This window comes from Sulfurovum sp. XGS-02, assembly GCF_023213175.1.
Lineage (GTDB): Bacteria > Campylobacterota > Campylobacteria > Campylobacterales > Sulfurovaceae > Sulfurovum.
Genome location: NZ_CP093312.1, coordinates 1,604,469 through 1,626,602 on the forward strand (window position 1 = coordinate 1,604,469; position 22,134 = coordinate 1,626,602).

At 40.4% G+C, this 22,134-nt stretch carries 23 protein-coding genes; 2 read left to right on the forward strand and 21 right to left on the reverse strand.

Annotated elements, in window-relative coordinates; translation table 11 throughout:
• Positions 1–24: 24 nt before the first annotated feature.
• The 3 genes from MN086_RS07890 to MN086_RS07900 all read right to left on the reverse strand — a co-directional run bounded on the left by MN086_RS07890 (position 25) and on the right by MN086_RS07900 (position 3,859).
• Positions 25–1,404 (reverse strand): OprD family outer membrane porin, encoded by a 1,380-nt coding sequence (locus MN086_RS07890; RefSeq protein WP_248575475.1) that lies wholly within the window; start codon positions 1,402–1,404, stop codon positions 25–27.
• Positions 1,405–1,551: 147 nt separating this feature from the next.
• Positions 1,552–2,214, reverse strand: a complete 663-nt coding sequence (locus tag MN086_RS07895) for a response regulator transcription factor (RefSeq protein WP_248575476.1) — start codon at positions 2,212–2,214, stop codon at positions 1,552–1,554.
• Positions 2,195–3,859, reverse strand: coding sequence for a cache domain-containing protein (locus MN086_RS07900; RefSeq protein WP_248575477.1), 1,665 nt, complete (start codon positions 3,857–3,859; stop codon positions 2,195–2,197). The genes MN086_RS07895 and MN086_RS07900 overlap by 20 nt, the downstream gene beginning before the upstream one ends.
• A gap of 184 nt (positions 3,860–4,043) precedes the next feature.
• On the opposite strand from MN086_RS07900, the gene ppa reads away from it, so the two are divergent.
• Positions 4,044–4,562 (forward strand): inorganic diphosphatase, encoded by a 519-nt coding sequence (gene ppa, locus MN086_RS07905; protein WP_008243882.1) that lies wholly within the window; start codon positions 4,044–4,046, stop codon positions 4,560–4,562.
• A gap of 34 nt (positions 4,563–4,596) precedes the next feature.
• Here the strand turns inward: ppa and MN086_RS07910 are convergent, their stop codons facing one another.
• The 17 genes from MN086_RS07910 to fabD all read right to left on the reverse strand — a co-directional run bounded on the left by MN086_RS07910 (position 4,597) and on the right by fabD (position 20,464).
• Positions 4,597–5,367: an N-acetylmuramoyl-L-alanine amidase gene (locus tag MN086_RS07910; RefSeq protein ID WP_248575478.1), complete on the reverse strand. Its 771-nt coding sequence runs from the start codon at positions 5,365–5,367 to the stop codon at positions 4,597–4,599.
• Between the two features lie 31 nt (positions 5,368–5,398).
• On the reverse strand, positions 5,399–6,538 hold the full coding sequence (locus MN086_RS07915; protein ID WP_248575479.1) for an N-acetylmuramoyl-L-alanine amidase: 1,140 nt from the start codon (positions 6,536–6,538) through the stop codon (positions 5,399–5,401).
• A 4-nt stretch (positions 6,539–6,542) separates the two neighbouring features.
• A complete protein-coding gene (locus MN086_RS07920; RefSeq protein WP_305879776.1) occupies positions 6,543–7,652 on the reverse strand; it encodes a nitronate monooxygenase in 1,110 nt (369 codons plus the stop codon).
• Positions 7,652–8,851, reverse strand: a complete 1,200-nt coding sequence (tyrS, locus tag MN086_RS07925) for a tyrosine--tRNA ligase (protein WP_248575480.1) — start codon at positions 8,849–8,851, stop codon at positions 7,652–7,654. Before tyrS ends, MN086_RS07920 begins: the two co-directional genes overlap by 1 nt.
• A 17-nt stretch (positions 8,852–8,868) precedes the next feature.
• Positions 8,869–11,022 (reverse strand): bifunctional (p)ppGpp synthetase/guanosine-3',5'-bis(diphosphate) 3'-pyrophosphohydrolase, encoded by a 2,154-nt coding sequence (locus MN086_RS07930; RefSeq protein WP_248575481.1) that lies wholly within the window; start codon positions 11,020–11,022, stop codon positions 8,869–8,871.
• 6 nt (positions 11,023–11,028) lie between these two features.
• Positions 11,029–11,235 carry a DNA-directed RNA polymerase subunit omega gene (locus tag MN086_RS07935; RefSeq protein WP_248577094.1) on the reverse strand — a complete coding sequence of 69 codons (207 nt, stop codon included), beginning with the start codon at positions 11,233–11,235 and terminating at the stop codon, positions 11,029–11,031.
• Between the two features lie 28 nt (positions 11,236–11,263).
• On the reverse strand, positions 11,264–11,971 hold the full coding sequence (pyrH, locus tag MN086_RS07940) for a UMP kinase (RefSeq protein WP_248575482.1): 708 nt from the start codon (positions 11,969–11,971) through the stop codon (positions 11,264–11,266).
• 70 nt (positions 11,972–12,041) lie between these two features.
• Complete coding sequence (locus MN086_RS07945) at positions 12,042–13,409, reverse strand: murein hydrolase activator EnvC (protein WP_248575483.1); 1,368 nt, start codon at positions 13,407–13,409, stop codon at positions 12,042–12,044.
• On the reverse strand, positions 13,406–14,221 hold the full coding sequence (locus MN086_RS07950) for a cell division protein FtsX (RefSeq protein WP_248575484.1): 816 nt from the start codon (positions 14,219–14,221) through the stop codon (positions 13,406–13,408). The genes MN086_RS07945 and MN086_RS07950 overlap by 4 nt, the downstream gene beginning before the upstream one ends.
• Positions 14,208–14,882, reverse strand: coding sequence for a cell division ATP-binding protein FtsE (locus MN086_RS07955; RefSeq protein ID WP_223898324.1), 675 nt, complete (start codon positions 14,880–14,882; stop codon positions 14,208–14,210). The genes MN086_RS07950 and MN086_RS07955 overlap by 14 nt, the downstream gene beginning before the upstream one ends.
• A 3-nt stretch (positions 14,883–14,885) precedes the next feature.
• Positions 14,886–16,070 (reverse strand): tRNA (guanosine(46)-N7)-methyltransferase TrmB, encoded by a 1,185-nt coding sequence (gene trmB, locus MN086_RS07960; RefSeq protein WP_248575485.1) that lies wholly within the window; start codon positions 16,068–16,070, stop codon positions 14,886–14,888.
• A gap of 9 nt (positions 16,071–16,079) precedes the next feature.
• A complete protein-coding gene (locus tag MN086_RS07965; protein WP_248575486.1) occupies positions 16,080–16,745 on the reverse strand; it encodes a fibronectin type III domain-containing protein in 666 nt (221 codons plus the stop codon).
• On the reverse strand, positions 16,696–17,649 hold the full coding sequence (locus MN086_RS07970) for an RluA family pseudouridine synthase (protein WP_248575487.1): 954 nt from the start codon (positions 17,647–17,649) through the stop codon (positions 16,696–16,698). The genes MN086_RS07965 and MN086_RS07970 overlap by 50 nt, the downstream gene beginning before the upstream one ends.
• 17 nt (positions 17,650–17,666) lie before the next feature.
• Entirely contained in the window at positions 17,667–18,020 is a 354-nt protein-coding gene (locus tag MN086_RS07975; RefSeq protein WP_248575488.1) for a hypothetical protein, read from the reverse strand.
• Positions 18,017–18,829 carry an ATP-binding protein gene (locus MN086_RS07980; protein WP_248575489.1) on the reverse strand — a complete coding sequence of 271 codons (813 nt, stop codon included), beginning with the start codon at positions 18,827–18,829 and terminating at the stop codon, positions 18,017–18,019. Before MN086_RS07980 ends, MN086_RS07975 begins: the two co-directional genes overlap by 4 nt.
• Complete coding sequence (locus tag MN086_RS07985) at positions 18,819–19,520, reverse strand: 5'-methylthioadenosine/adenosylhomocysteine nucleosidase (protein WP_248575490.1); 702 nt, start codon at positions 19,518–19,520, stop codon at positions 18,819–18,821. The genes MN086_RS07980 and MN086_RS07985 overlap by 11 nt, the downstream gene beginning before the upstream one ends.
• Positions 19,521–19,522: 2 nt before the next feature.
• Positions 19,523–20,464, reverse strand: coding sequence for an ACP S-malonyltransferase (fabD, locus tag MN086_RS07990; protein ID WP_248575491.1), 942 nt, complete (start codon positions 20,462–20,464; stop codon positions 19,523–19,525).
• A 92-nt stretch (positions 20,465–20,556) separates the two neighbouring features.
• Between fabD and rd the strand changes: the two genes are divergently transcribed.
• Positions 20,557–20,727, forward strand: a complete 171-nt coding sequence (gene rd / locus MN086_RS07995; protein WP_248575492.1) for a rubredoxin — start codon at positions 20,557–20,559, stop codon at positions 20,725–20,727.
• A 9-nt stretch (positions 20,728–20,736) separates the two neighbouring features.
• Here the strand turns inward: rd and MN086_RS08000 are convergent, their stop codons facing one another.
• The gene (locus MN086_RS08000; RefSeq protein WP_248575493.1) at positions 20,737–22,035 is read right to left on the reverse strand and encodes a hypothetical protein; all 1,299 of its coding nucleotides are present in this window, start codon (positions 22,033–22,035) and stop codon (positions 20,737–20,739) included.
• Positions 22,036–22,134 lie beyond the last annotated feature (99 nt).

A 22,134-nucleotide genomic window follows, 5' to 3' on the forward strand; every position in this document is an offset into this window, starting at 1 on the left:
ACATACCATAATGTTTAAACTTTATTAAAAATTATAGTTTACAATGAGTCTATACTCATCCCAATCCAAACCATTTTTAAAATCTCTTGGGTAGTTTGCTCTTGCTCTTACGTTAAGTCCCTCAACCGAAGCGACATTGTATTGAATATCCCAGCCAGATTCTGATGCTGTCCATGCAGTACCGTAATCGTAGCTGTTAGTTGCACCAATATCAAATTCCGTATAAAATACAGACGCTTTCACATCTGCACCAAGCAGTGCATTGAGTTTATAGGCTCCGGCTACTTTCCAGCTATTCGTGTCCGAGAAGAACTGGTGTCTGGTCACCATACCTTGGGTAAATGCTGGCATACCACCCCATGGTGTAATAACTCCACCCGATGTTGTACCATCACTCTCACCTGTTTGAGAATAGGCTACATAAGCACTTAATGCACCTGAAGCTGCACCTAGTTTGACACCCCAGTAATCGCTGTCAACTTTTGCTGCCAGGGCATCCCCTACATCACTCTGACCGATATATTGTGCTGAAGCATTCATCTTTACATTCTCATTTAAAAGACACTTCCAACCATAATCTGCCTGAAGATAGATGGCATTGAGAATATCATGTGCATAGTAGTCCCACGCCTGCAGGGTCAATCCATCAATCCCTTGATAGGTCACAGCAGCTACTGTGACTCCATCTGTACTATTATCCGTACTGCCATTGTTGTTAAAATCATTATAACCCAAGGCTACAGTACCCATATTTACAAAGTCACCGCTCTGTGCCAATGTCGTACCTGCACCGTAACCACTTGCGAAACCTAATCCGTAGCCATCATCATAAATATTACTGAAGGTACCCGTAGTCTCTCTGGTGATGTGTGCCAATGTTAAAGTAGTATCTTCAATATCAGTGTTCGTAAGCACCGCTGCTTCAAAAAGATTTGGAAGCATTCTTGCATCATCAGCACCTGCCAATGGTGTATCAAGTCTTTGACGACCCACCTTAATATTTGTATTGTCAAATTTATAGTTAAGATATGCTTGTCCTATAAATGCATAATTGTCACCATCACGACCCATCAATGCAGGATCATAGCTATTTGTGTCACCACTGTCGCTATCTACTTCATGAATATTGAATCCATACACACCGTAAGCTGCTACAGCTGCTGTCAATCCATTAAAGTCTGGTGTCTTATACCCTATATAACCACCTGTTGCAAGTGAATTACGGTTGTTATTGACTAGACCAGAATAGGTTCTGTCAATATAAAATGTTCTGAATTGTCCAAACACTTCACCATAATCGACCTCTGCTGCTTCTGCTGCTACAACCGGTTCAACTGGAGCAATATCTCCTCCTGCCATGATTAGAGTAGATGCTATAACAGATAATGCTAAATGTTTTCTCATTGTATCTCCTTATTTTTATACGTTGGCAGTATGAAGGGTGAACATAGCATTAACATAGCATTTACAAAAAGAGGGGAAAAGTGGTATAAAGAAAAATTATAAGTGTGTATATTGGTTACAATAGTGAGATAAAATCTATCCAAAAGATCATATCTGTTTTGAAAGAATATATCCTACACCTTTTAATGTTGTGATGAGATCTTCTTTTAACACTTGACGAAGCCTATGTATCTCAGCCCGTATAATGGCATTGTCTACAGGGCTGTCATCCCATACATAGTGTCTGAGCATTTCAAAGTCAACCACTTTGTTGATATTTTTTGAGAACAGGTCCATGATCTGTAACTGTTTTTGTGTAAGTAACTGTGCTTCTCCATCAAACATTAAAGATTGATTCTCTACATCATAGCTGTACATCTTTGATATCTTTATAAGATCTTTTGCCCTGATATCTGCCATTTTTAACAATCTGTCAATATGCAAACTTAACTCTTTGAGATGAAAAGGTTTTTTCAAATAGTCATAGCACCCCAAAGCATAGGCCTGACTTATCTGTTCAATCTCTGTAATCGCAGAGATAAAGATCGTTGGCACATAGATCTTCTCTTTTTGCAATCTATCAAGCAAAGAGAGCCCATCCATACTTGGTGTATTGATATCAAAGATAAACAGATCATAGCTGTTCGAAGCTATATTGTCATAGGCTTCCTGTCCATCGTCGAATGCGGTTACTTCAAAACCGATATCTGACAGATACTCTTTGATAGCACCCTGGAGCATCAGCTCATCTTCAAGTAATAATACTTTCATCCTGCTCCTTCTTTTTAAACCTATAAGAGAATAGTGTCATCTCATTATCAGATTGTACATCTATTTTAACATTTTCTTTTTGACATATGCTATATACGATTTCCAGTCCCAATCCAAATCCACCCCTTACATCATTCTCACGTTCGAATGGCTTAAAGATACGTTCAGTATCTTCTATTTTGGGTGAATTGCCTATAAACTCTAAAACGATCTCTTCATTCTCTTCTTTCAATACAACCTTGACGTCTGTACCTCGGTTGGCATATTTGATGGCGTTGGATAGATTGTTGTCTACAATCCTTTGCAATTCTTCTTCACTAAAATAGATCCAAAGTTCATTTTGTATCTCTTCTATGATCTTATGTTTATTACCTGATGCAATTTCTGCAAAAAAGTCCACTCTCTCTTTAAGAAAATCAGACATATTAAAATACTTTTTTTTATAATCAAAACGGTTTTTTTTCACCATATAACTCAAATCGGCATAGATATTGGAGATGATCTTGCTTGCTGCTTCTATTTTAGTCAGATACCTGTTTCCCCCTTCTTTCATCTTAAACAGATCAATATGGGTCATGATCACTGCCAAAGGCGTATTGATCTCATGAATAGAATGTTTGATGAAACTGTCTTGCGCTTTCACCAGTGAAGCATTGAAATCTTTCTCTTGTTCCAGTAGGATATTCTGCTCGCTCAGGTCCTTTGTTTTTTGTTCGACCTTTGATTCGAGTGTAAGGTTCAACTCTTTGAGTTTCTGTTTTCTTTCCTGAATAGCAGTGATCATTGTATTGATGTAATGCACCATTTTTTTAAACTCAGAGAGCCGTATCTTCTCCTTATCTATCTTTTCATACGTGAATGCAGCTTTTTCGAAATAACGGTTAAAGAGTGATATCTCTTTGTTCAGTATGTGATTTGTAATGATAATACCTACCATCCCTACGATAAATAGGATCACGAGAAGAAGTACCATTTGAAGGGAGTAGTGATTGAGTTTGTTTTTGAGTGTTTCCCTTTGGGTTTGAATCAGTTTTTCCACTTCATCAAGGTAGACCCCTGTTCCGACCATCCAGCCCCAGGGTTCAAATGATTTTGCATAAGAGATTTTAGGACCCAATAGACCTGTAGTAGGCTTCAACCATTGATACTCTACAAATCCTCCCTCTTTGGTCCGTGAGATATCGATAAGGTCTTTGATCACCATCACACCATTGATATCTTTAGTCTCATACAAGTTTTTACCTACATTTTGTCTCTGAATAGGGTCAGAAAGTACCACACCGTTAAAATCATAAACAAAAATGTAACCTGTACCATCTTGACGTCCGTAAAGTTCTTCGATGGCATGAAGAATTTGTTTTTTGACTGTTTCTTCATCTTGTTCTTTATCTCTATTATCATAGGCATTATTGATAAAATTGAGTACACGTGTCGTATCAAAAACGATCGTATCTTTTTGTTTCTGAATAAATTCAGCATGTAGACTTTGCGCTTCTATTTCAAAATTTTGATACTCTTTATAGGCAACCATAGCTGAAAAGACTACAATAACCACAAGCATGATAAGCATACCGGCTGCATGTATACTTGCAATGGTTTTATTTTTTAAAAAATTGATACTGCTCTCCATCTGCAATGGCAGCATGCATCACTCTGTCCGACTGTACTGCCATTCTGCTTTCAAATTATACCGTGAAGTAGAAAACCTGTTTTTTCCATAGGGACCGGTATATTAAGTTTTATTATATGTAAGATAATACCATGATTTGATAAACTATTTATGATATTTATGATAGAATCTCCAAAATTTAACCTATGGAGATGTTCAAATGGATATTACTAAAATCGGACCTGGCGAAAACCCGGATGCTGTAAAAGCAATTATAGAAGTACCACTTAACTCAGCGATCAAATATGAAATAGACAAAGATTCAGGTGCTGTTGAAGTAGATAGAGTACTTTACTCTGCTATGCACTACCCTGCAAACTACGGGTTTGTAGCCAACACATTGTCAGATGATGGTGACCCGGCTGATATCCTTGTACTGTGTGACTATCCGCTTCAAGCAGGTTCATACATTAAATGTAGACTTGTAGGTGTACTTATGACAGAAGATGAGAGTGGTGGAGATGAAAAACTTATCGCTGTGCCTACAGAAAAAATAGACCCGACATATAAAAATATTCAAGACTTGGGTGATGTACCGGAGCATACACTGAACCGTATCAAGAACTTCTTTGAAACATACAAAATGCTTGAGCCTAACAAATGGGTAAAAGTTTCCGGTTTTCAAGACAAGGCAGCTGCGACAGCTATCTTGGAAAAAGCCATTAAAAACTACAAATAAGATATGTGATCATTCTCGGGACCTTCCCGGGAATCTAAAATCCAATCTCTTTTTTTCTATTATCCAAATACCTATTCACCCCTTCAACAATACCCTCAGCTATTTCTTCTTGATAATCAGATGTAAAAAGTCTTTCACGCTCTTTGGAATTTGTAATATACCCTACTTCTACAAGTATAGAAGGTCTGCTGGCTCCGACAAGTACATAAAACGGTGCAGGTCTAACACCACCGTTTTTCACATCAGCATACTCACTGTTCAGATGCTTCATAATATGATTTTGGACATCTATGGCAAGTTTATGCGACTGTATGATCTTAGGACCGTTCAATACAGCATCAATGATCACCTCTTGACTTAACCTATCCGTACCTTTTAGAACAGAGGCATTTTCTCTCGCCGCGATGCGTTGGGACTTTTCATCTTTGGTTTTTTGTAAAAAGTAAGTCTCTACCCCTTCAACTTTATCAAAACGGCTCTGATCGCTAATGGCATTGGCATGGATAGAGATGAAGACCTTCGCATCCTTTCTGTCTGCGATTCTGGTACGTTGTCCTAAAGTCAAGAATCTGTCACGGTTTCTTGTAAGATAGACTTTGTACCCTTCACTTTTAAATTCTCTTTTAAGTTTTTTTGTAATTTGAAGGACGAGATCTTTTTCTTTCTTGCTATCACATAATGCCCCGCAGTCATGCCCTCCGTGCCCTGCATCTATAACCACAAGACTGTCTGACCTGTCAACACTGGGACCGCCACATCCCACGAATAAAAGCAGTGTACTCAATCCAACTATATGTTTTATCATTTCCTATCCTGTTTTACATACATATCATTCATTATAAGTCGATCTCTTTTTTTCGATTGTTTAAATAGATATCGACTCCCTCGGCTATACCTTTAGCCATCAGTTCCTGGTAACGCGGAGTAAAAAGTCTTTTACGCTCTGTTGGATGCGAAATATAACCTACTTCAACCAGTATGGAAGGTCTGCTGGCACCCACAAGTACCCAGAAGGGTGCATGTCTTACTCCGCCATCTTTCACACCTTTATACCTTGTATGCAGATTGGTCATGATCCTTCGCTGCACATCAATGGCAAGCTTATTTGACTCTACGATCTTGGGTCCTGAAAGCACAGAATCGATGACCACATTACGACTCAATTTGTTCATACCTTTCAGAACGGCTCTGTTCTCCCGTTCAGCAATACGTTGAGATTTTGCATCTCTTGTCTTTTGTAAGAAAAAGGTTTCAACACCATGGATCTTGTTACGTTTTCTTTTGGGCACAGAGTTCGCATGAATAGAGATGAAGATGGCTGCATTCTTCTTATCTGCAATTTTTGTACGCTGCGGAAGTTTTAAAAAACGGTCTTTCCTACGTGTCATATAGACAGAGTAACCCTCTTTTTTCAGTTGTCTCTCGAGTCTTTTCGATATTTGGAGCACAAGGTCTTTTTCTCTTTTCCCTCCCCCTATGGCACCCGTATCATGTCCACCGTGCCCTGCATCTATCACGATCAGTTTATCCCTGTTCGACCGGGTCAATGTAGACTTTTTTGTTACTTTTTTATGGGGTTTTTTATAACGTTTAGCCGGGAGTCGACTGCTACCTTTAGGCAAGGAGATATGATAACTCTTATTTGAAAAGAACGGTTGATAGGCTAATGGTTTTGAAGTTCCGTACCCTGTGATCACCACACGTACGGTATCGGGCTTGTTTTGCGCCAGGCGGACATGTGGCCCCAGTCCCAATGGTACACGGCTATGTGCGATACGTGTATTTTTGAAGTCGTAAATTTCTCTAGAGGGATTGCTGAGTGTAAAATGTTTGACACTCTTTTTATTAAAATTTTTAGAAAATAAAAGACGTAGTTCATCTTTTTTTACTATAGCCTTCTGTAACATGTTCCCACCGGGGAACAGTAGTGTATTCAGTAGCAGCAGTAAAAGAAAAACCCTACTAAACTTAGGCATAGTTTTACTTATCTTCTCCATTCATCAATTTATCCATCAATTCTTTTACTGTGATAATTTCTGTAAGACGATACCCGTTGGCACCCGTAAAAAAGAGTCCGGTCTCTTTGATACCGTCATAGGCATCGGTCAGCCTGTCTGCAATACAGTATCCTACGATCTTGGCTTCTTCACCGCGATGACATGGTGCAACACAGTTTGAGATACAGGCTACTTTCGGTGCTGTTCCTTTTTCTATATCTTCATGAAGCTGTGTTTTCACACCACGTGCAGGATACCCTACCGGAGATTTAAAGAGTTTGATATCCTCTTCTTTGGCATTGATGATAATATCTTTCATCACTTGACTTGCATCACACTCCACCGTACCTATGAAGCGTGTACCCATTTGTACGCCATCTGCACCCAATTCCATCATTTTAACTATGTCATCATGGTCCCATACACCGCCGGCAGCGATAATAGGCATAGAACCCCAGTTTTTGGCCTCCTCAACGACAGGAGGCAGGATCGCTTCCAACTGATTTTCAGGCATAAAACACTCTTCATACTTAAAGCCCTGGTGCCCCCCGCTGAGCGGTCCCTCAACGATGACAGCATCCGGAAGTCTATTATGTGCCTTTTTCCAACGACGACATAAGATACGCAATGCTTTGGCCGTAGAGACAATAGGAACCAAGGCTACATCAGGATAATTCTTTGTGGCTTCAGGCATGGTGAGCGGTAAACCTGCACCGGTGATGATAATATTTGCCCCAGCCCTACATGCATCTTCTACCACACGGTTGTATTCACTTTGTGCATAGAGTACATTCGCAGCCAAAGGTTTATCACCGCAGATCTTTCTTGCATTGTCAAATATTTTTTTAAGTGCGGTATAAGAGTAGAAATTGATCGCTTCAAGTGGTCTGTGTTCTTTACCTACCATCTCTTTGGCATCAAGGTATTTTCTATTTTTATAGACACCTGTCCCCACAGCAGAGATGACACCAAGACCACCCTCTTTTGAAACAGTTCCGGCTAACTGGTCCCAAGATATACCAACACCCATACCACCTTGCACGATAGGTTTTTCAATGGTATATTTTCCAATTTTCAAAGATTTAAATGCCACTACTTCACCTTCACTTTTGCAAACTTTCTTTTTCCTACCTGCAGGATATACTCTCCCGCTGTAAGATTTAACTTTTCATCAGAGATCTTTTTCTGATCAATACTCACTGCATTCTGTTTAATATCTCTTCTTGCTTGAGAGGTAGAAGGTTCGATACCGGCATCTACCAATGCCTTGCATATCCAGATCCCCTCTTCTACTTCTACTTCATTCATATCTGTTGGGAGTTGGTTTGATTTAAAGACATTATCAAACTCTCCTTTGGCTAGTGTAGCCAACTCTTCATTATAAAACCTTGTAACCAGTTCAAGTGCCAGGTTTTCCTTCACAGTTTTAGGGTGAAGTGCGCCTTTTTCTACATCCTCTTTCATCGTAGCTATCTCTTCCAGTGATCTCTCACTCAAAAGCTCATAATAACGCCACATCAATTCATCTGAAACTGAAAGGGTTTTCCCATAGATATCTTTAGGCTCTTCAGTGATACCAATATAGTTGTTCAAAGACTTACTCATTTTCTGTACACCGTCCAGTCCTTCCAGGATCGGCATCATCAACACTGCTTGCTCTTTTCCTACATTGTATACACGCTGAAGGTGTCTCCCCATCAGAAGGTTGAATTTCTGATCGGTTCCTCCGATCTCAATATCACTTTTGAGTTCAACAGAATCATACCCCTGAAGCAGCGGGTATAAAAATTCTGAGATAGAGATACTCTGTTCACTTTTAAAACGTTTGGTAAAGTCATCACGCTCAAGCATACGTGCCACACTAAAAGTCGTTGTGAGTGCAACCATCCCCGCCGCACCCAATTTATTGAGCCATGTAGAGTTAAATACTACCTCTGTCTTACTCTCATCAAGAATATTAAACACCTGTTCCTGGTACGTTTTTGCATTGGCCATGATCGTATCGTTATCCAGTACTTTTCTTGTTTCACTCTTACCGGTAGGATCTCCTATCGTTGCCGTAAAGTCACCGATAAGAAGTTGTACCCTTCCTCCGTGGTTTTGAAATGTTCTAAGCTTTTGAAGAAGTACAGTATGCCCCAAGTGCAGATCAGCACCGGTAGGGTCAAATCCTGCTTTAACCGTATACGTACTGCCATCCTCATAATATTTTGAAACCAATTTCTCAATACGTTCCATATCTATGACTTCTGCAGTACCTCTACTGATCTCTTCTAATGCTTTTTGTACCATTTTTACTTACCCTTTGTTTATTTATTATATGCGTCGTCTAAACTAATGATCTCTATCAATTTGAACTGACGTGAAATTTTTTCTGCAAGAAGCTGCTTTTTAGACTCATTGCTTTCCACTTCTATCTGACAAAACTCTGCTTGTTCTGAATTTCTTATACCCAACTCTATACTCAAAATATTGAGATTGAGATCAGAAAGTTTCACCAATAGGTCTGCCAAAATGCCTTTTCTGTTTTGAAGACTGATAGTGAGCCTGTACCTAGAGAGTTTGGAACCACTCCAGCTCACATAGACCATCTCTTGCCCTTCTAACATCTTATCGTAGGCTTTCTTGCATAATTTATGGTGTATAATAGCTTTACTACCCTTATAAAATGCAACGATTTGGTCACCAACTTTAGGATGACAGCAATAATCAAACTCTACACCGTCTATAGGCTTATTCGTAAAGAATCTGAAATGCTCCAACTCTTTGATATATGGCTTTTTATACCCTTTTTTGAGTAATTCCCAAAAGCGCACGACCCTGGTACCCATGTAATCTGCCACTTTATGTATGGTCTCTTTGTAATAGTCAAGCTGGACCGGCAGTTTATAAATGGAATCCATGTGGTCTATATTCTCTACAAGCTCTTTCATAGCACTGCTCTCTTGAGAGAAGAGTGTTCCCAGAATATTGTATGCACTTAAAGTATCTGCCTCTTTTATTCTGGCCCTACATGAACTTCGTATACCCTCTTTGGCTTTGGATGTTTTTACGGTGTCAAGCCATGAACAGTACAAGTGCGCTTCATTGTCTTTGATAATATTCACAATGTCGCCATTTTTCAAAATGGTCAGCAGTGGCACTTTTTGTTTATTGACCAAAGCTTCCGCTGCATTGGCACCGACCTGGGAGTGCACGGCATAGGCAAAATCTAGGGCCACCGATCCTTTAGGTAAGGTATAATAGTCCCCTTTCGGTGAGAACACGGTAATATCTTCAGAGAAAAGATCAGACTTTGCCAGTTCATAGAACTCTTCTATGGATTCATTTTGATAATGCAGACTCTCAAGCCATGCCAGATTCACACCGATGTTTCCATCTTTATATTTCCAATGTGCCGCAACACCATACTCTGCGAGTCTATGCATCTCTACGGTTCGTATCTGTGCCTCCACGATCCCCTCTTCAGAGAACAGTGTCGTATGGATGGTCTTATATCCATTTTCCTTAGGTACGGCGATATAATCTTTAAACCTGGAGATAAGAGGCGTAAACCTCAAATGCACAAGTCCCAGGACCCTGTAACACTCTATAGGGTTTTTCACAATAATACGGATCGCCAGCAGATCCAATACCTCTTCTATACTCACACCTTTGCGGTGCATCTTTAAATAGATGGAATAATAGTGTTTGACCCTTCCGATGATCTCAAAATCATCCTCATCAAACCCGTCTTTTACCATCGTGTCTTTGACATTTTGAATAAAAGCATTGAGTTTGAACTTCAAATTTTGTGCATTGGACTTCATATACGTATCTATGCGCTTATAATCTTCAGGATAGATATAACGGAAACTCAGATCTTCCAAATGGTTTTTAAGTCTGGAGATACCCAGTCTATGCGCAATAGGTGCATAGACAACCAGTGTCTCTTCAGAGATACGTTTTTGTTTTGCAAAACTCAGGGCATCCAGTGTGATCATATTGTGGAGTCTGTCACAAAGTTTGATCACAAGCACACGCACATCTTTGATGGATGCAATAAGCATTTTTCGGAAGGAAAGCGCGGAGTTGATCAACCTTTCATCGGAGCCTGAAGGGACCAACTCTTCATCACGTATCTCTACGATCTTGGTGAGTCCCTCGACCATATGTGCCACATCATACCCGAATTCATGTTCCAGCTCTTCGATCGTATAGTGTGTATCTTCGACAACATCGTGCAGGAGAGCAGCCTGTACCATCATTTCATCATTAGAGATCTTTGCAGTGATCGCTGCTACCAAAATGGGATGGACGATATATGGCTCTCCGCTTTTACGTGTCTGCCCTTTATGTGCTTCGAGTGAATGTTCCAGTGCTTTGGTTGTTGCAGGGAGGGGATTTGGGATGACTTCCCAAAGAAGGGCACTCGCCTCTTCTATAGTCTTTATCTTTTTAGCTTTATCGAGAAAAGCATCCAAAGGGGCTTAACCTTCTAGGCTGACAGTGATTTTACCTTCAGCTATTTCTTGCAGTGCAATATCTGAATATTTCATGCCTGATGTATCGATATCTAAAAGTATTTCTGCACCGTTAGCGATGGCTTCTGCTCTTTTTCCTACTGCGTTCGCAAGAAGGTATTTATCAAAGTCTACTTTTTCAAGTGCTTTTGCTGTTAATTGTTCTGTTCTCATCATATTCTTTCCTTTATTATTTCATTCTCTATTTTACTACGGAACAAAGGCTCATATCACCTTTGACAATCGCAAGAAGATTACCTTTTTCAAACATGTTACACACCACAATAGGCAATCCGTTCTCTTTCGCCAAAGCGATGGAAGTATCATCCATGACCTTAATATTATCTGCTAACGCCTGGTCATATGATAAGGTATCAAGTTTCACAGCATCATCAAATTTATTAGGGTCTTTGTCATAGACACCATCGACCTTGGTCGCTTTGATAAGAAGGTCAGATTCTATTTCAGAGGCTCTTAAAGTCGCAGCAGTATCTGTTGTAAAATATGGGTTACCTGTACCGCCGGCAAATATAACCACACGCCCTTTTTCCAAATGTCTTCTTGCACGACGGACAATGAACGCTTCACCTATCTCTTGCATATCAATAGCAGACTGAAGTCTTGCTTCAAGCCCTGCATGTTCCAATGCTTCTTGAATCGCCACCCCATTGATCACGGTAGCCAGCATACCCATATAGTCACCGGATGTTCTCTTAATGATACCATCTGCAGCAGCCGTCACACCACGAATGATATTACCACCACCTACAACGATACCGACTTCAACACCATTGTCTACAAGGTCTTTGATCTCACCTGCAATAAAATTAAGAATCTGAGTATCAATACCATACCCTTCTTCACCCGCTAATGCTTCACCAGAAAATTTTACTAAAACTCTTTTAGTCACAGATGCACCTTTATATAATTTCGCGATTATATCCAAATGTGGTTTAGGAGGCGTTTAAACTCTTAGATACCTATATAGTTATCAGCCTCAACGGGTTAATATGCTTAGAGTCTTTGGTCGCCTGGAAAATAAGTTTTTCATTGACCTTTCCTACCACGTATCCCTTTTGAATCTTTGCCCCGACATGTATGGTAGGCGCAATTTTAGAGAGTCCTGCGTAGACTGTATGGATCTTACTGCTATGTGAAACCACCACGACATTTCCTAGCATACTGCTTTTACCCGCAAACACCACTTTCCCGTTCAAAATATTTTTTACTTTTGAGTTTGCTGCTGGCGATTTAAGTGTAATGGACTCATTGAATATCTTGATCTTGTAAATAGGATCCACATAGGTACCGAACTTTTTGATGATCCGTGCTCCCGGCAGTGGGGAGATTGTTTTTCCGCCTCTGTATGCATAGGTTTTGGACTTTTGATACGAAGAGTTTACCTGTCGTACTTTTTCACTCTCTTTATAGCTCTTCTGCTCTGCTTTTTTTGCTTCAGACGCAGCCAAGCGCGCTTTTTTTCTCTCTTGCTCTGTTTTTGCTGCTTGCAGAGCCTCTTGGGCTTTTCTTGCTTTGATACGTGCCAATGCTTTGGCTTCGCGTATCTCTCTTTGTCTCTTTTTCTCAAGACGCATCGCTTCTTTCTCAGCTTCTGCCCTTTTTCGTGCTTCATTGACCTCTTGTGTATGTAAGATATTCAGTTTGGCCAATGTGGAGCGAAGAGAGTTCTGTTTATCCACGATCTTTGCAAGTTTTGCATTGTATTTTTCTTCATCGGAAGCAAGCTTTTTACGCAACTTCTCTTTTGCTGCCTTTTTTTGCGCATACTCGTCTCTTTTTTTCACAATACGTGCAATCTCGTTTTTTGTTTTATTGCGCAGATAGACCTTATCCTCTTTCTGTTTTTTAAGCTTTTCCAGATCTTTTTTTAGGGCAGCCAGCATTTTGGTATTATGGTTTTTATAGGCAATATAGACTTCATGCGAAAGTATAGATTCTTTCGTAGGTTCATGTGCTTTTTCCATAGCAAAAACGATGGAAAATTGTTCAGAAAGCAAAGAGACGAATGCTTGATGTTTTGCTTCCAATGCCTGACTTGTAGAGGCTAAATCTTTTTCAGATTTAACCAATTCAGTTTTTAATACGGCATACTTCTCTTCTGATCTTTTTTGATCTATTTCAAGTTCACCGATCTTCGTTTCAAGATAAACGATATCCTTCTCTGCAGCCTGTATGTCCTTGGCAATTTTGTGAAGCTGTCTGCTTGTCTTTTTTTTGGCAGCTGATGCAGCAGAGAGCTTTTCTTTAGACGTTTCGATCTTTGAAGTCGTTGATGCACTATGAAGCAACCCTATTGCTACAAAGCAGATCAGAATTAAAGATCTCACTCCTGTACCCCCTTACTGCTAAATACAACCGTATAGACGGCAATAATAACGATCACAATAGAAGAGCCTAACAAGATACCGATATCACTCACCTTAAAAAGTGCTTCCTGGTTTTGTACCATGATATCTATCCCGCTCTGAACCGCCCAGTAAAACTTGGTATAAAAGAAGATCGCAGAGACCAACAGCGTTGAAAAGATCGCATCCAGAAAAGCGACTTTGAAAAGCACACCTGATCTGAGCATCAACGGTGCACCGAATATCTCCATCACCTGCATACGCTCTTTATGTGCATATTTCCAGATCTCCATCTGTTTGATAATGAGAAAGAGACTGACAATGGCCATAAAAACGATAAATATTTTCAGTATGAACTTAATAAATGCAAAAAGTCGATAATTGGACTGATAGCTGCTTCCGAATGTTTCAACCTGTTTAATGTTGGCATCCGCTTCAAGATCTTTTTTGATCTCTTCCAACCCTGAAGTATGAAGATAGGAGTCTATGCCAAGATTATAAAAATAGGGCAATGTGGCCAAGATCTCTTTGCTGCTACTTTGACTTATCCCTTTTGCCACTTCTGAGACGATACTCTCGCGTTTGATCTTCTCTGCGGTACTGATATGGTCATTCAGTGCTTGAAAATCAGAAAGCTCCATAGGCTTTTTGGTTACGGCAAGCATAAAATAACCCTCTTGAAGCCCTTTTTCATAGGTGTTTGTTGTACGTTCAAATACCAGATAAAATTCAATACCCAATAAAATTGCCATCAGGGGCAAAATAAACATAAGATGGTTTTTAATGAACTTCATACACACCCTTGCTCTCGATAATAAAATGTCTATAAGGTAAGGAGAAGATCGTTGGAATTTTGTGTGTAACAACCAAAACAGTGGTATCAAGCTGCTGACAGGCATTTTCCATCAGGTCCCAGATCACATTGGAAGAATAATCATCCAGGTTACCCGTAGGCTCATCTGCAAGTATCACCACCGGATTTTTCGCCAATGCTCTCGCCACACCCACACGCTGCTGTTCTCCACCGCTCAATTCCAATGGATATTTATCTGCATGTTCAGGAAGTTTTACATGTTTAAGCAGTCTTCGTGCCTGCGTATCCTGTATCTCACTATCGTATCCTGCTATCATCAAGGGGAGAACAACATTTTTTTTCACGGTCCATTCATTCACAAGTTTATAATCCTGGAAAATGATACCCATATGGGTTCTGAGCTCTTGCAGTTTACGTTGGCTGACATTAGCCAGATCAAGTCCACCCACAACAAGATTGCCTTCACTTGGTCTCAGCTTTCCGTACAGTGCTTTAAGCAGTGTAGATTTACCTGAACCACTCGGTCCCGTGATAAAGACAAACTCACCTTTTTTTATGCTGAAGTTGGCATCTTTAATGACCTCTTTCCCCGCTTTTCCATAGGTAAGGGTAAGATGTGAAGCGTGGATCACATTGGACATGCGCTACTCTCCTTTGACGAGCATCATCTGCTCAGCTAGTTTTTGATGTGCTTGAAAGTTGACTGTTGTCTTCACAGGTGGAGAGACAAAATATCTGCAACTCTCTTTTTCTAATAAAATGTATTTATGTTCCGGTCTGTCAAAACTTCCAAAAGCACACTTGATAAGTAGACCCTCTTCAGATATTTTATACACCCGTTCAAAGTGTACGAAATACCCGTCAAATACCAATGCTTTTTTCGGTAAACATTCTTCTATCCCTGACGTATATTTTACATCATTAAAATTAAAATCTATAGTCAACTCTTTAGGTGCTGATTTTTGCGTGCATTTGACATACACATCATAGATATCTTTTTCCTGTCTAAGCCACCTTGCTTCATACTTACTTGTCACTTCCAAGGCTTCATTTTTGCGTACTTCCACTTCAACCTTGGGTATAGCAAAGAAGGTTTCCAACGCATACCAAAAGTATTTGTCACTGTCTGTACGAAGCTCCAGGCGTCCGCCCATTCTTAATACTCTCATAGACTCATCTAAAAAGCTGGGACTGATCACCCTTCTGTGTGGTTTCTTGTCCCAAGGCACAGGGAAATGCACAAAGATCTGTTCACATACATTCGAAGGCAACATCTCTAAGAAGAGTCTTGCATCGTAGTTCACAACCCAAATATTCTCAAGCCCCTGAAGCTCGATCTGCTTAAGGACCTGTTGTGCTGAAGGTGTATGGATCTCTAACCCGATAAAAAGCGTATCTGGATTCTTCTTCGCCTGATGAAGCAAATGTCGTCCACTCCCAAATCCTACCTCAACAGAGATCTTCTCTTTAGGATAGGTGATATTTTCGAAATCCTCTATCTTTTTAAAGTGTTCTGAAGAGAGCGGGGTTTTTGTATTGGATATAGCAATATTTGAAGAGAGCACATCCAGGTCCAACGCTTTTGAAACACTCTCCAGTGCTTCTTTGAGAATGTTCACTTTAAGGGGTCTGGTCACTTTGTCATATTTGAGCAAGTAAGCTTTTTCATCCGGTTTGAGTTGCAGTAAGAACTCTTCTCCTGCATGTTCAATACCGATAAGCATATCGCTACGGTTCAGTGCAGTGGCGCAAAAGGTCATCATAGGACTGTTTTTTATCTGTGCTTCTATTATAGATGTATCAAAGGGGGTAACTTTTAAGTGTGGCATTGTTCCTGCTTATAATGTAATTTTTGTTGCTTCGCTTGGATAAGCGCGTATTTTGTCATAACTTTGTGCGATGATCCGGTAGCTGTATGTATGTCCGCCTCTTACAAAAGTATCAATGTATTCAGCCATCAACTGTCCTTGTACCTGTGAGACAAATGTCCATTCAGTACCATCCACTGATCTTTCTACGATATAACTATCGATACTTGGATCTGCATGCGGTTTCCACAGCAGTTTTACCACAGAGGGTGCTACCCTATAGGCTTTCACAAAAGAGACTGCTGGAAATGGAGGGTGGGTTCTTACTTCTATCGTCTCACTGAGCCTGGACTCTTTTCCAAAAGTAAAGGTACTAAAGCGATAACGATACATACTGTCTGCATGGACATGTGTATCTACAAAGTGTGTTGCATAAGGGTTGCCCACGGTACCTATCCGTTGAAAACGCTGCCCTTCTTTCGAAGCATCACTTCTGTATATATTGACACCGTGTATACGATGGTCATCGATCTTCTTCCATTCAAAACCTACAGAGTTCATTCTGGGTAAAGCATGTACCTGTTCAATCGTTTCTAATGAGGGGTCTGTACCATAGGTCATCAAACCCTTGACAGCACCACACCCGTTAAAGGTGATCAAAGAGACTGCCCAGAGTATGAGGATCGATTTTTTCATCTACTTCACCTTGATCGAAATTTTTAGATATATACATTTTCATATCATCAAAAAGTGGGGCGACAAACTCCATTCTTTTACCGCTTACAGGGTGGACCAGATAGAGTAAATATGCATGCAAGTTAACTCTGGAAATTTTATCTCTTTTGCTCTTAAAGCCATATAAATCATCACCCAAAATATGGCGTCCAAGCGTATTTAAATGTACCCGTATCTGATGGGTTCTTCCCGTAAACAGTTTTGCTGCGATCAGTTCAACATTGTGTTGGCTTGTGAGGAGTTTTACGAAGGCTGTTTTAGCGTTTCGACCATCCGGGACCACATCCATTTTGAGTCTGTTTTTAGGGTTACGTCCTATGGGTTTATCGACAACGATGTTCTCTTTGAGCGGGTGATCGATCAATGCCAGATAGTAACGTCCCATACTCTTGTCCTGGAGCTGCAGACTCAGCGCTTCATGCACTTTGTTGTCCTTGGCCACGACCAGTGCACCCGTCGTCTCTTTATCGATACGGTGCACGATACCATAGCGTTCTTCCCCGCTGATCGTGGAAAGGGAAATACCCTTATGGATCAGCCAATCTACCAGTGTAGGCTCTTTGACCGAAGGTGCGGGATGGACCACAAGGCCGGCAGGTTTGTTCACTACCAAAAGATACTCATCTTCATAGATCACCTCGACATCAAAGTCCACAGGTGCCACTTCACGTTTCTCAGCCTCTTTGAACGCATAGGCTATCTCATCATCCTCTTCTACCTTAAAACTGGTTTTTATGATCGTTTTGCCATTGACGGATACCAACCCTTCTTTGATGAGCTTTTCTATCTGGTTACGGCTTACGTCTAATTGGTTGGCGAGTATCTTGTCTAGACGTCCTGATGCTGCAGCTGTAAATTGATTCATACTTTTTTCGTAAAAGATCAGTCTGTCTGCTTACAAGGTTCATCAGAGAGAAACTGCTTACGTACCCAGCCTCTTTGACCATCTGCATCTACTTTACACCATACCGGGTATTTCCATGCCATATAGCTTCTTTTGGTCGCATTCATCTCTTCAAGCTCTTTTTGTGTAACCTCTCTTAAACAGCCGAGGTTTTGGACGCACTCCTCTGTCCAGACACGGGTATAGATCTTTTTGGCTTTGCGGTTGGGTTCTTCACTTAATGTAAGGGATTCACATCTTTTTATCAGTTTCACGGTAAATTCCCGGGGTTCTATCTGCTCCTCACCCATCACATGAGCAAACAAGAAACTTAGTAGCAAGAGAAGTCTCACAGCTCTTCCTCTATATCATCTCGGTCCCAGCGTGCAGGGTCAAAAAAAGTATCATCATGGATATGTTTAAATGAAGCCCGGAACATTTTAAAGATATCTTTATTCTCTTTTTCAAGTTCAGCCAACCATGCTTTGGTCGTAGCTCTAGCATAGGGCATCTTTACCTTTTTTAACATGGCAGGGCAGGCTTCATCACCGATCACCTGTAAGTTATTTTCTTCGGCAAAAGCACGAAGCTGTGTCTCTCGGGCTTGGATCAGCGGGCGTATCAGGTGAAAACCTCTGCTTGTTTTATAAATAGGTGCCAAAGCCCTCATGGTTCCATTATAGAACATATTCATGAAAAAGCTCTCTACCGTGTCATCAAAGTGATGCCCAAGTGCCACCTTGGTGAAACCACCCTCTTCGGCAAAACTATAAAGTGCCCCTCTTCTCATACGTGAGAAATAGGAACAAAATGAAGAGTTTTCCCTGATCGTATCATTTGAAATTTCATAAATGTTGGTGTCATAGACGGTATGCTTGATACCATACTCTTCACAATGCTTGCTCAAGAATTCATAGTGTTCATCCGGCATACCATATTTGACCGTACAGGCTTCAAATTCAAAGTGAAAAGGTGCGTGCCTCTGTATATGTTTCAAGATGTGTACAAGTGCAAGGGAATCTTTACCTCCGCTCAGTCCGACCAGTACTTTATCTCCCTCACCTATCAGTTTGAACTCTGCATTGGTCTTCCCTGCCAACTTGAGCAGTTTTTTGCTTATGGGTATGCTTTTAGAAGCAGCACGTCTTTGATTATCGTCCAATTGTATCCACCATACTCAAAATGAAATCAGCAGAGATCTTTGCAGAGCTTTCCAAAAATGCATCAAAATTAAAACTTGCATCCATATCGGCACTATCCGAGATCGCACGTAAAATAAAGAAAGGTACATTCAACGCATTACAGACCACTGCAACACTTGCCCCTTCCATCTCTAGAGCATCAGCTTTAAAAGTACTCTTGATCCACTCCTTACGTTCAGGGTCTGCGATAAACTGATCTCCCGTTGCGATGATACCCTCTTTGATAGTTAAACCTTTTTCCTTCGCTACAGTTTTAGCAATATCACGTAATACGGTATCTGTAGAGATGCAGACATTCCCTTCTGGTACATACCCGAATGGATGTCCAAAAGCGGTGATATCCAGATCATGTTGACATAGTCCGTTTGCGATGATCAGATCACCGATCTTCAGTTCATCACTTATAGCGCCTGCAACACCCGAAAAAAGGAGTATATCACAGCCAAATTTTTCTATGAGCGTGGTTGCTGTTAATGTAGCAAAGACTTTACCTATTTTGGAATAGGCCACAACCACTTCTTGCCCATGGTAGGTACCTTCATAGTATTTATTATCACCATATACATCCGTTTGTACATTCTCAAGTTTATCGATAATAGGTTCTATCTCTTCAGGCATTGCACCCATGATGGCAATTTTTTGACTTGTCATAATTATCCTAGCTTACTGATCTCTTCTATCGCTGTTTCCAACGATGCCATATCTGAAACCACAAAGTGTGGCTTGTTGGTTGCTTTACGGTTCAATCCTTTTAGTACACCCCCATGTCCGAATTCAACATAACAATCTACAGAATCATCAAAAGCTGCTATAGACTGCTTATAGAGTACAGGAGAGACCAACTGTTTAGGAAGCAGATCCAAAGCCTCTGCTTTACTGCTGTATCCTTTTGCAGTAACATTTGAGATCACTGGAGCAATAAACTCATCCTTCAACATCTCAGTGAGCTTTTCTGATAAAGGTGCTGTAGCACTCTCAAGGAGTGGACAGTGACTCGCGACTGACATGTTAAGCAACATCGCTCTTTTTGCTTTTGCTTCTTTCAGGACAGGTGCCAGAACTTCAAGGTCAGACTTTACACCCGCGATCACGATCTGTCCTTCAGCATTATAGTTCACAGGCCATACTTTTAATCCCGCTTCTCTTTGTGCATCACAGATCTCTTCAACCACCTTATCTTCAAGACCGAGAGATACCATCATCCCCACATCCTGACCGGCACATGCTTCAGCCATCAGCTTACCGCGAAGGTTCACTAGTTCTACTGCATCTATGGCATCTATAGCACCTACGGCGACCAGTGCAGAAAATTCACCCAGTGAGTGCCCCAATGCGTAGACCGGTTTGATAGGCATCTCATTTTCAAACAGCGTATGCGCTATTGCAGATACAAGCAGGATAGCCGGTTGTGTAAACTCTGTTTTTTCAAGCTTGTCATTCTCTTCAAAAAGCAGGTTTTCAAAGTCTATACCTGTTCTTTCAGTGGCATCAGCTACCATCTGTTTTGCTATATCAGAATTGTTAAAAAAATCTTGGCCCATCCCTACAGCTTGTGAACCTTGGCCCGGAAATAAAAATGCACATTTGATTGACATACGTGTCCTTTAGAAGAATTGAAATATTTTATGTATTTTACCATCTTTAAATTATGATATGATAGTAATACCAAACAAGCAGGAGGTTTATCATGAGTAAAAAGTATATTTGTACCGTCTGTGACTACATTTATGACCCTGAGATTGGTGATCCTGACTCAGGTATTGCGCCGGGGACTGCATTTGAAGATATCCCTGAAGATTGGGTCTGTCCGGATTGTAATGTGGGCAAAAGTGACTTCGAAGTGCTCTCAGTAACATAGTCTTATGAACTATTTTAACTGCAGTTCCTTCTTGATCGCTTCGGTTAACTTTTGGAGTTCTATATGGTACTTTCCGGGATAGATAGGCAGCATATCAAGTTTATCATAGACAAAAATAAGACTAAGCGTTTCAGCAAGCTTGAACATACTCTCAGCCCCAATAAGTTTTGCCTGTCTTTCAAGATCTATACAGAACTCTTTGATCTTGTTGATAGATCTTTGATTGACGATCTCCCTGAAATAAAGATCTGAACGGTCAAAAGTATCTAAGAAGGTTTTCAACTCATGGGCATAGGTCAATCCCGTGTGCTTTATGTTTGCTTCTCCTATCGTCCTGTCCAGGATAGGCAGGTCCATCCCTCTTCTTTTTTCGATCATCGCCTCAAGGCTCTCTTGTACAGCACTGCTTTGTTCTTCAGACTTTTCACTATCCTTATTGGATTGAAGGTATTTTTCAAGATCGATCGTATTTATCTTTGAGTGAGACCTCACTTCTCGACTGGCTGTTTGTATTTTGAAAAGCGATATGATCAATTCATAAACACTCTCTTCTGTCACCGGTTTGATCAAATTGGTAGAAACGCTGATCATTTTACGCTCTGTAATATGCGCATCTTGAAGCAGTACATACTTAAGAGGTATGTTCTGCTGTATACGGGCGATCAAATGTTCAAACTCTTCGGTATTAAGGTGATCGTCCACAATTAAAATATCATAAGGAGTCAGATCATTACCCTGTGCTTTAAAAGCATCAAACCCCACATCCACATCATACAGAAAATACTTAAACATTTTTTCAATGCTGTGTGCTATGGCTTCATTCTCACAGATCAATAAAACCTTTTTCCCTAACATAGAGATATCCGGCAATCTATAATGCCTTCTATGACCCAATTCGCTGATCTTGAACGGTAGGTTTATATGTATATCCGCATCATCCTCATACACAATCTCTCCCTCAAGTATCTCAATGGCATCATGCAAATCGGTTTCCAGGAATTGCCGTATCTTCTCTTTTTCAATATGTATATCATTGATTGTAAAGGAGATAAACTCTTCGTACAGAAAATCTTCAGGTGCATCCAAAGAGAGTACTATCTCTTTTTCATCGGTATTCTGACAAACAAAGGTGAGCACTTTATTAAGTACACGCAGCAAGACATCAGGATCCCCTCTCAATTCTCTAGGTATAGTTGCTTCCATATCATAAATAAGTTCAATATTTTTTTCTTCTCTGATTGTTTCTACAGAAGAAAACAGAGTCATCAAAACAATATTAATATCAAAAAGTTTTTCTATCTTATGCATGTTAGCCTCCAGAAATCATACAAATCATCATATCAAAATATCTTATAAATTTACATTTTCATAGGATATATTTTACTCTGTAAGTGGTTAATTCTGTAT